Source organism: Aeromonas taiwanensis, from assembly GCF_000820165.1.
GTDB classification, from domain to species: Bacteria; Pseudomonadota; Gammaproteobacteria; order Enterobacterales; family Aeromonadaceae; genus Aeromonas; species Aeromonas taiwanensis.
Window position 1 is genome coordinate 346 of sequence record NZ_CDDD01000055.1, and the last position, 296, is coordinate 641.

Sequence of the window (296 nt, forward strand, 5' to 3'; positions counted from 1 at the left end):
CAGCTGGCCGGGGTGAGCCTGGCCAGCAATTGTCGGCTGAAGAGGTGGCAGGCCACCTCGCGAGCCAGGGGATCCGGCTCCTGCACCAGTTGCCGATGGAGCCGGCACAGCCCCGGATAGAGCAGGGGATCCCGGCTCGCGGTCATGTCGAAGGGGCGAAACTCGGCCCCCAGTCCCGCCTCCTCCTGCTGGCGCTGCAGCCAGCCGGTATCCAGGTAGAACATCAGATAGGACCAGGGCTGGTCGGCAATGGGGTTGCAGGCGTGCACCTCCTCCGGGTTCATCAGCACCAGGCT

General features: G+C 67.2%; 1 protein-coding gene. It reads right to left on the reverse strand.

From position 1 onward, the window contains the following. Nucleotides 1–296: AraC family ligand binding domain-containing protein (locus BN1136_RS20515; RefSeq protein ID WP_407921450.1), on the reverse strand; the 296-nt coding region annotated here is incomplete at both ends.